Annotated in this window: 6 protein-coding genes and 1 pseudogene; 1 reads left to right on the forward strand and 6 read right to left on the reverse strand. The window is 30.3% G+C overall.

Features of this window, described 5'->3' with window-relative positions:
• The 3 genes from HOLDEFILI_RS11775 to HOLDEFILI_RS11785 all read right to left on the reverse strand — a co-directional run.
• On the reverse strand, positions 1-2,582 hold a 2,582-nt coding region (locus HOLDEFILI_RS11775; RefSeq protein ID WP_006059941.1), incomplete at its 3' end, for a YfhO family protein.
• 76 nt (positions 2,583-2,658) lie between these two features.
• Complete coding sequence (locus HOLDEFILI_RS11780) at positions 2,659-3,969, reverse strand: hypothetical protein (RefSeq protein ID WP_156788923.1); 1,311 nt, start codon at positions 3,967-3,969, stop codon at positions 2,659-2,661.
• The gene (locus HOLDEFILI_RS11785; RefSeq protein ID WP_006059943.1) at positions 3,944-4,450 is read right to left on the reverse strand and encodes a hypothetical protein; all 507 of its coding nucleotides are present in this window, start codon (positions 4,448-4,450) and stop codon (positions 3,944-3,946) included. Before HOLDEFILI_RS11785 ends, HOLDEFILI_RS11780 begins: the two co-directional genes overlap by 26 nt.
• Positions 4,451-4,600: 150 nt before the next feature.
• Here HOLDEFILI_RS11785 and HOLDEFILI_RS11790 point away from each other — a divergent pair, with 150 nt between their 5' ends.
• Positions 4,601-5,656 carry an NAD-dependent epimerase/dehydratase family protein gene (locus HOLDEFILI_RS11790; RefSeq protein ID WP_006059944.1) on the forward strand — a complete coding sequence of 352 codons (1,056 nt, stop codon included), beginning with the start codon at positions 4,601-4,603 and terminating at the stop codon, positions 5,654-5,656.
• A gap of 11 nt (positions 5,657-5,667) precedes the next feature.
• Here the strand turns inward: HOLDEFILI_RS11790 and HOLDEFILI_RS11795 are convergent, their stop codons facing one another.
• From HOLDEFILI_RS11795 to HOLDEFILI_RS20540, 3 genes and pseudogenes are all read right to left on the reverse strand, one after another.
• The gene (locus tag HOLDEFILI_RS11795) at positions 5,668-7,956 is read right to left on the reverse strand and encodes a YfhO family protein (RefSeq protein ID WP_006059945.1); all 2,289 of its coding nucleotides are present in this window, start codon (positions 7,954-7,956) and stop codon (positions 5,668-5,670) included.
• On the reverse strand, positions 7,940-8,311 hold the full coding sequence (locus HOLDEFILI_RS20535) for a YfhO family protein (protein ID WP_425268580.1): 372 nt from the start codon (positions 8,309-8,311) through the stop codon (positions 7,940-7,942). The genes HOLDEFILI_RS11795 and HOLDEFILI_RS20535 overlap by 17 nt, the downstream gene beginning before the upstream one ends.
• A 105-nt stretch (positions 8,312-8,416) precedes the next feature.
• Positions 8,417-10,253 (reverse strand): annotated as a pseudogene (locus HOLDEFILI_RS20540) (YfhO family protein); the annotation flags it as partial.
• Positions 10,254-10,424: the final 171 nt, after the last annotated feature.

Below are 10,424 nucleotides of genomic sequence, written 5' to 3' on the forward strand. Positions count from 1 at the left end.
TTTTTTGAATTTCTCATCGAAAGCAATATTAGAATCATTAAAGAACCCAGCGAAATTATTGCACCTACTTTTAAATATGGGATTTCATAGCGAAATTCCAAATGATAATTACCGCTTCCTAAGCGTAGACCGATAAATCCTAAATTCACTTTCTCATACGGCACCTTCTCGCCGTTCACATAAACTTTCCAACCTTTATCATAAGGAATGGATGTAAATATATATCGTTCATCCGTTAAATTGATATCTGCAGCTATGTAATCGTTATTAAATAAAACATTTTCGAACTTCTCTTTTTGAGTCTGTTGATACCATTGGTCGTAGCTTCCATCATTCGGCTCAAAGTAAACATCCATAAAAGCGGCAACACCTGAATAATTACCACCTTCAACTACAATTCTATTCACTTCCATATTATCGTCGATTCTTAAGTCGACATAATTATATTGACTATACGGATAAACTTTTAAAAGCTCGTTATCATTATATAATGATATGATTATTTCGGTTACACCATAATTAACTACATACAAATTCCCGTTTGAAATCGGATCTTCTAGAACTAATTCTCTTGTACTGCACTCTGGCAATTGTCCCAAAAATATAAAATTATCATTTAATTCATATTCAAAATTAGTGCTTTCCTCAGTAACGAGATAATCTAGCATAATTCGATCTTTCAACAAAACAGGCAAGGAATCAAAAAACTCTTTATTAATTGTTTTATCATAAGTCTTACCAAGTTCTAAGAAATATGGATTTTTATAAATTGAAAATCCTGTATCTTTATCTTTATAAAGTAATTCATAATCATCAGGAATCTGACTTTCATAGTCATAAGTAATCCAATACTTAGCAGACAGTAAATTATAAATTTTATTTCTCCCCATAGCTTCAGATACAAACCAATTTGGACTAGTCCTATTATAATAATCAGATGTCTCTGTATTATAAATTGTATTGTAAAAAGAAAAACCTGGATAATTTTTTGAAAATGGTTCATTGGGAGTTGTAATAACAAACGCCCCTGGCGCTCCCGGGATTTGATATGATTCTGAACCATATAGAATACGGTAATAACCGTGATCAATACGCTTAATATACTCTATAGCCTCAGTGGACTGTTCTGGTTGCTCAAAAAAAGTATGGTCAATTCCATAATTATAAGCAACAAATATCCTTCCTGATGCAATTGCCTCCAAAGTCAAAATCGTTAGTAGGAACCAAGTTTCCTTTTTTCTTGAATTATAGTAAACAACATAACACATCATAAAAATAATCATCAACACCGATACCACGCCTACTTCAATCATTTGTTTTCTAGGCCAATAGTGATGATAAAGCATATTCAATAATAAGACAGCAATCACGCTACCAGAAATCATAAAGGAAAAAATCAACTTCCTCGAATTCAACCTCTTATCTTCTAATTCTTCATTAATTTCAATAAGAGCCAGCGCATCAACAAACAAAAACATATAAAGCCAGCGAGTATCTATAGAGCGTTGCAATAAATACCACCCATATTGAAAATTAAGTAATAGAAGTAACATACAATAACTAATAACTAAGCTGTTCCTTTTGTATTTATCTTTTAAGCAGAACACTAAAGGAAGTAAGAGTGGTTTAATAATAAAGGCAAATAGGCTACAACCTCCGCCCCACCCTATAAATTCATGCGTATGTTCCGGAATAAGATAACTGGCATTAAATCTTTCAAATACAGGTGTAAACAAAGTGCTGAAAAAATACACAATTTCATTGATTCCAATTGTATCAAAATAACTAATTTCATTAGTCATAAATCGATTATTTTGCATAACGAGAAATCCGCATGGAAGCAAAATTACAGCACTTAAGCAAATTCCCAGTAAAATAATTCCTGCAAACTTTAATCCGACTTTAATCATTAACTTGAAATTAAAGCCTAATTGATTCACGTTGACATACCGAATTAAAGCATAAACACAAAGGAAGGGAAGAAACATATATAAAAAATAATAATTTATAATTCCTAAAATTCCGATGCAACACGTTAAAGCCACATACTTATTATTTTTTAAATATTCTTCAGTCAACCCTAAAATTAAAGGATATAAAATAAATGCATCTAAAAACATATTGTATGCATAATAAAAGAATACCCAGCCTGAAAAAGTTATAATAAAGCTCGCGATTATCTTTGAATTTTTATTTCCAGTGATTTTACTTGCCCAATAATAAGTACTTATAAATAGCAGAAATATTTTTAAACTATTTAAATTTAACATCAAATACTGCATACCTTCTCTAGGAAAAAACAAGGTTATATAGAAAAACGGACTTGTTAGAAAATAATAAACATACGCCATTATATTTCCGCCAACACCTAATGACCAATCAAATTGAGATAAAGTACCAGCGTGAATTCTTTCCCAGCCTCCTAGATAGAATTGATACATTTGTTCAACAGAATCACCAGGAAAAATATACACTCCTTTGTTCTCAACATAGCAACCTAAAAAAATTAGGACAAGAATGATAATTACTAACAAAAAAAGTCCAAGTATTTTTAAAGAATAAATGTTTTCTTTAGATTTCATAAACTTAACACCTTCTGAATAACATTGATCCAGGAGTTATGGTCCCCCTTATTAACTCTAAAACCATGCTTTCTACTCAAGATAACATATTAAATTCGTACAGCTCTGGATTGTTAGGATAGAAGCTACGATAGCGATCACTAATTTCTTTTCGCACTTCATTTGGAACTTGTTCTACCCTTTGATAAATATTGATATGCACATCATTGTCTAAATCATATTCTCTAATTATACGATAATAAGGACCAGACTCTTCAGAATTCAGCATAAATTCTGCCAATATACTGACACATTTCTGATTTTCTGCACCAAATTGAAGTTGAATAGGATCCGCAACAACAATATAGTAATACTGAAAAAAATCAGCGGGTATTCCATCGCGGTAATCATAAGCATCAGCAACCAACAAATTTGCAACCCCTTCATTCTTCTCTGGAAAAAAGGCATTTCTTAACATATCATCGTTAAATAATACAGAATTAGATAAAACATATACGTATTCATATTCATTAGGCGTCTTATCTAAAAATTCTGCCATATTTCGGATTTGATCAAGATCATTACGGATTCTCAAATCAGGAAAAGGTGCTGATATCAACACATTTAATTTATCTAAGAATACATCAACTTTAGGATTTTTACCAAATACCACTGTTTTTGAAAAATTTATACAAATTAAGCAGGCAGAAGCAGCAAGAAGTGCAGCACTCTTCTTATCAGATAAACAATCAAGAACCTTCTTTAAACCGAAAATCATCAGAATCATCACAGGGCCATTAATAATGTAATAATGATGAGATCCAAAGCTTTGTACACGATTAAATAAAATGACAGCAACTAATGTTTGGATAACACATAAACAAGTAATTAGACGATGTTCTTTCGATTTAATCCCATAAAAGAACCCGATGATTAGCAAAATGATTAAAAGCCAACCGTAAAATTGAATGAACCAGCCAATAACATAAGCAGCTCCACCAACCTTTGCTACAGAATATGCTTCAGCATAGTTATAAGTTGTGATTGTTTTAAATAAAGGGAAGAATAAAGTTAATAGTATGGTTAATGGAATGATGCCGCAAACAAGCATATTCATAAATTGTACTTTTATTTTTGACTTTGTAAGAGAGTGCGCAGACCCTTCCTTTATTAAATATGCTAAAGTATAAGCAATATAGAAACCTACAATCCAATAAGCAAACCATCGTCTAACTAATAATAGAATTATCATAGATATCCCAATAAAGACATTATTTTTCCAGTCAAATGTATCTAAGCCGCCTGCATAAACTAATAGCAAGATACTGGTAATAAAAGGTAAACCTGCACTGCCGATATATCCGAAAACCATGGAATATAAGTTACCCGCAAAGGTAGTGATAAACAATCCCAGGAAAGCTTTTTTTCAGCATTGATTGTTTATCACCTAAAAGCATCAAGCTAAAAATATACAATATTAAATTAGCAGGAAGCACAAAACTATTAAACATAGCTAAAATAAACCGCGGATAAGAGCTTCCTAATAACTGCGTAGGCAGATATAAGAACCATTCGGGTAAATATGAGTATTCTGAATAGTTCAAAGAAAACCAAAGGTTATCCATGGCTTCTTTTACACTTCGATCCATCATCTGATTAAATTCAACTGATTTACGCCAAAAGCCGCCAAAATCCCAATAGGCAATAAACTGTTCTTGTCGCAAATGAAGAAATAACATAACATTAATCATTACGAAATTGAATAAAAGAAACAGCAAAATAGATTTTTTATTAGTTTTTACTGTTTCCCTGATTTTATCATTATGCCATAAAACAACAGCGATCAGTATTAAGAGAATTGGATATACACTGCCCACAAGATATTTCATAATTTCACCTCAATAAATCTTTTCTTATTTTATCCTTTAACCTAATGTTATGCAAGTTTCTAAAATAAGCTTTAGAAAATTAAAGTTTAGTCGAAACAAAAGTAGTTATACTATATAATATATTATAGCTTGTTTTTATGGGAGGATATCATGGACTTAACTACTGATTTTCAAGAATTAGTCTCGCAGAATTTAGATTATGAGTTCTTAAGAAATAAAACACTTCTTATAACCGGGGCAACAGGAATGCTTGGCCGGTATTTAACAGAATACTTTATTTATTTAAATGCAGAGAAAAATCTAAATTTAAGGATACTGCTTATCGTTCGTAATTTAAAAAAAGTTGAATTATTGTTTGGTAATAAATTAAATAAAAATATTCAATGTTTAGTTTCAGAGTTAAACACACCTTTAAGAACTGAAGAAAATATCAACTATATCATTCACGCTGCATCATTGGCAGATCCTCAGTATTACAAAACTAATCCAGTTGATGTTGCACTGCCCAATATCTTGGGCACTTATTATCTTCTTGAATTAGCTCGCAAGAAAAAAATTGAGCATTTTTTATATTTTTCAAGCGCTGAAGTTTATGGTAAAATTTCTAATTCACAGCTTATTACAGAAAACACATTGGGTACAATTGATCCGTTAGATATCCGTAGTTGTTATAGCGAAAGCAAACGGATGGGTGAAACTCTTTGCAAATCATATTATGAACAATACCAAATCCCTGTTACTTGCCTAAGAATCTTTCATACTTACGGTCCAACATTAGATTATCATCATGATCAACGCGTATTTAGCGAATTTGTTAAATCTGTAATTGAAAATAACCAGATTGTTATGAAATCAACCGGAGAAGCAAAACGAGCTTTTTGTTATGTACTAGACCTGGTTTCTGCTTGTCTTACTTTATTGTCTCACGGACTTCCCGGAGAAGCCTACAATATGGCAAATGATGAATGTTTCGTTTCTATCAAAGAACTAGCGCAAGAAATAATCAAAGCTTTTCCAGATAGAAATATTAGGTTTTATAAGAAAAACCGTGAGACAAATTCCGCTTATATTGAAAATAAGGTAACTACCTACATAAATATATCTACCCAAAAGCTGAGAGCTTTAGGCTGGAAACCTACTATTTCCATACAAGATGGTTTTCGACGCACAATAGATATGATTGAAGATGAATTAGCCCACAGATGATAAAAAGCAGATTACAAGTTCTGCTTTTTTACTTTCTTTTGAATTTTCTCGGCTATAACTAAAATAATCAGTAAAAGAACACCGGTTAAACTTGCCACCATTCCCATCTTAAAACCTTGTGGGATAAAAATCATATGAATTTCACTATACCCCTTCGGAACAGAAAACCCAATCATGCCTCCATTCACTGAATAATATTGAATTTTTTCTCCGTTAATTTCAATATTCCAGCCTTCATCATAAGGAATAGGTATTGATACAAACTCTGAATCGGAAGAATTAATTCCTGCATAGATCTGGTTTGATTGACGATTGATATAGGTACATTCTACATTTCCTGATAAATTAATTAAATTTTCCAACTGATCAAGATCTTCTTCATGACATATTACAGTATTTAATATCTCTTCGCTTTGAATATTTTCATGATTCAGCGTTATTATACTATGATAAGTTCGGACAAAATTTTGATAATGCAGATTTTCAAATATTAAAAGATAGTTAAACTCCCCTACCTGTTTAAAATCCTTATGAGGAAGTTGTGAAATATCTGTAACCACCGCATACTTTGTGCATAAAAAATCTATCAGATAGGGATCTTTGATTTCATAAGACCATGGTAAATAGGACTCAATATCAGCAATACGATTCATATCTACAATTGAAGAAGATACTGTGGAATCATATGTCATCAATCCCATAACATTAAAATTTAAATTTAAATTCGTAGAATAATCCCAATAAACAGCACTAGGATCAACATAAATACGATAGAATTGTTCACTATTTTTCGCATCTAATGTTAAAAGATATTGATTCAAATCGTTGCGATTCTGTAGTACGTGAGTAACGCCTTGAATTGTTTCTTTTGTAAATTGTCGATAATAACTGTTAGAATACACTGACATATAAGACACAAATAACACCTCAACGAAAGTGAAAATAATAAATATCCATTTTTTTCCTTTTAACAAGACAAAATAACCTATCCATAAAAAAGGTAAAGCAATTAATATTAAACTATATTCGCGGCTATATTTTTGAAAAGGAATATTACACAAAATTCCTAATAAAGGTGTTCCTAAAAGAAGGATCAAAGATATAAATAAAACAGACAAGAACAAACATTTTCTATTAATAAGTTGATTTTCATCTAAATAAGGCAGAATCAAAGTAAGATTAACAAACAAAGGAAATTGTAACCAACGAAAAGCCGGTTCACTAAAGCCATGCATAATCGAAGAACCAAACGGTATTATCAGGATTAATAAATTGACCAATAAAAAGATTATAGTATTTTTGTTCTTTCCTTTTTTTGAAAATATTTGCGGAATCAATAGAGAACAAAATGATCCTGCCCAAAGGCATACATATAATACGGTGTTATTATCAGAAACATAAGTATAGATTGACGAAAATTCATTGGTGCGATTGATAATTATACTTGATGGAAAAAACAAACCGGATAAAATGTAAAAATATGTCTTTATACTATCATAGAATAAGAAAGCAGAAGAATTTCCAATTCTTTGATTCGTAAGAATATTAAAAAACTCAGGAATTAATGCAAATCCTACAAGTAAAACAGCGATAATATAAGCACCAATTAAAGGGATTGCTTCTTTAAAAAAGCCTTTCAATGTATTATGCAAACATGAATATCTATAAATAAAATAAATAACGCTGAAAACACTAAGTGAATAAAAGTGATAGTAATTTGTAATCGCTAAAAATGCAGTAATTAAGATATATCCTATTTTCTTTTTCTCAATCAAATACCGATCTATTGCCAGAAAATATAGTGGGATAAAAATATAAAATGACAGGAAAAATGGATCTTTTAACGCTTCTAATGAATACGAAGAAAACGCAAATAACAATGAGCCAATAATGCTTGTAGAACTGGAATAATGATGATATTGACAATAGCGATAAAAACAAACCCCTGCAATTCCCAGTTTCACAAAAGTCTGTAGCATAATAACTCGATTATAATCAAAATTAGGAAAAATCAATAATGATAAATAATCAAATATATCATGATAATAGAAAAGTTTACTCCCCCAGAAATTATTACCCAGGAATGCAGACCAAGAATAAAATGGAAGTGAACCTGTATTTTTCATTTCTAAGAACATTGTTTTAAGATTTTCATAGAAAGAACTATATTGGGTCCGCATATCCCACCCCAGCATAAATGGCGTATCTGTAAGAATATATGGAAGGATGATACTGCCTGCTAAACAAGAAAGGAGAATAATCAATAAAATCCAAGGCCGCTTTTTAAATACTTTGCTCATTTTTATATCTCCTACTATTTCTGATTTTTAATTTTTCATAAACAATTAATGCAACATACCCCATAATTCCAATCAAAGATATTATTGCTCCTTGTTTAAAGCCTACAGGTGTAAAATACATTTCAATTTGATTATTACCCACTTCAACTCCAAATCCAACAAAACCACCATTAACAGAATATGTTTTTACATTTTGACCGTTTACAAAGACTTTCCATCCTTTGTCATAAGGTAGTGATAAGACAAGAAAACTTGACTCATCTGTGTTGCAGGTACCCGTAAGATAATTTCCCTGATGAGCTATGTTTTCAAGTTCAACAGAATGATTAGAATTCATCATGTTCTGAATTTCCATTAAATCGCTCGATTCACATGCAACGATATCTGATAAATGAGTAATTAATTTTGTAGATTCAATCTCTTCATAAGTAATTATCTGATTATAAGTAGTTCCCAAGGAGCGGTAATCATCATTTCTATAAACTAATAATCCGGATCTATAATTATCAGTTAATAAACGCCAGCTCAGTCCTTCAGGCAATTCTGAAGGATTGGTGACAATTGCATATTTTACACTTAAAAATTGAAGTATATCCGGATTTTTAATATTAAAAATCCATTCAGAATCATAGTCTTTCACTTCTGGAGCAATTTCTTTCATTTTGTTAAAACTTGGTGCATATGTTGAATCATAAGTCATTGTTCCTTGTAATTGAACCATTAAACTCATGTTATGACTAAAATCCCAATAGATTGACTCTAAAGGAATATAAGTTCTATAATACTGTAGTGAATTAACAGGTTCAATATTCTCTAAAAAATAATTTAATTCATGATCTTTATCCTGTAGAACATGCGTAGCAGACTTAATAAAATCATAAGTTATTCCTTCACTGCGCATCCGAGAATAATATAAAGTAAATCCTGAAATGGAATATTCAATACACAACACCGTTAAGAACCATATATAAGATTTTTTATTTAATAAAAGCCACGTATTTATAACCACAAAAATAATAGCAGATAAAAACAGCAATATTTGATTTCTATAAGCAGATATTGTATTTCCTTTTGAAAGGATCACAGTCAACGGAATAACTGCAATTAATACAAAGATCGAAATACCCATTGTTATCTTTAAATTTTTAGTATTTAATTGATTGATATTTTCCAAATAATGACACACAGTTAAAATTTGAACAAGGATTAATATCATTGTCCATCGAAAAGTTGGATCACTAAAACCATGAGCCATTGAACTTAAAAATGGGAATATCAAAAATAAATTCAAAATTATATAGAATATTAAAGTTGCTTTTCTGAATTTTTTATCTTTATCCGAAAAAATTTGCGGTAGCAAAACAGCGGTTAAAGTTCCGCTATATAAACATAGCTCTCTAGTTGTATGAGCAGTAGTTTCAAAAACGTTAGTTCGATAAATATAGATATAATTCGGTACTAACCGAGCACATAATTCGTGAAGATAAATACTTGGTTGTTCAAAAAACAGTTTCAAAGAAAATTGACCAACACGGTCATTATGAAGAATATATGCCATTGTCGGCAATGTTAACACACCGGTCATAAAAACACCTAGCAAATAACAACCAATTAAAACTAGGGTATCTTTTATAAAATTTTTAAAATTATCTTTTAACAAGCTATAGCGGTAGATATAATAAATTGGAGTAAAAGAAAGATAGTGTATAAAAGAAATAAAAATTTGTGAATAACAAAATCATGCAAATAAAAGGAAACATCAGCTTTTTTCCTTTTCGTAAATATAATTCTATGGACGCAAAATATAATGGCATCCAACAATAGAACGAAAGAAAAGATAATTGCCCGCTATAAAAAATTGCCCAAGAGCTAAATGTATAAGCAATAGAACCAATTAATTTAACTTTAGAATTAAATTTATAGCATCCTAGCAAATAATACATTGTCCATCCTGAAACTAAAAATTTTATTACTTCTAATACTTGAGCAACGTCAAAAAAATTTAAAGGGATTAACAAACCTATATAACTAAATATATCCCCCATCAAGTAGTAACTTTTAGAAGCAAAGAAATTATTGCCTAAAAATAAATTCCATGAGTAAAAAGGTAATTGTTTTGTTTCAAAAAACTGTATTATCAGATTCTTAAATTCAGTATAAAACTCAAACCATTGTGGTTTTATATCAGTCCCGTATGTCAATGGCATATTATTAATTAAGTAGGGTGAGAATATAATTAAGCTTATTAAAATTATAATTGCACTTAATAATACTAATTTATTCCTTTTACTTAACATATTTTTACGCTCCTCCAAATATTGATTCAAAGTTCATTCATCCTTAGCCAAATGAACATAATTATTAAAGATATTATTGTAATTGCAATACCTAGTTTTAATCCTCTTGGAATATATATCGCTTTGATATCATGAAATCCCTCATCTAAGTGAAGTGTACTATAAATACCT

This window comes from Holdemania filiformis DSM 12042, from assembly GCF_000157995.1.
GTDB classification, from domain to species: domain Bacteria; phylum Bacillota_I; class Bacilli_A; order Erysipelotrichales; family Erysipelotrichaceae; genus Holdemania; species Holdemania filiformis.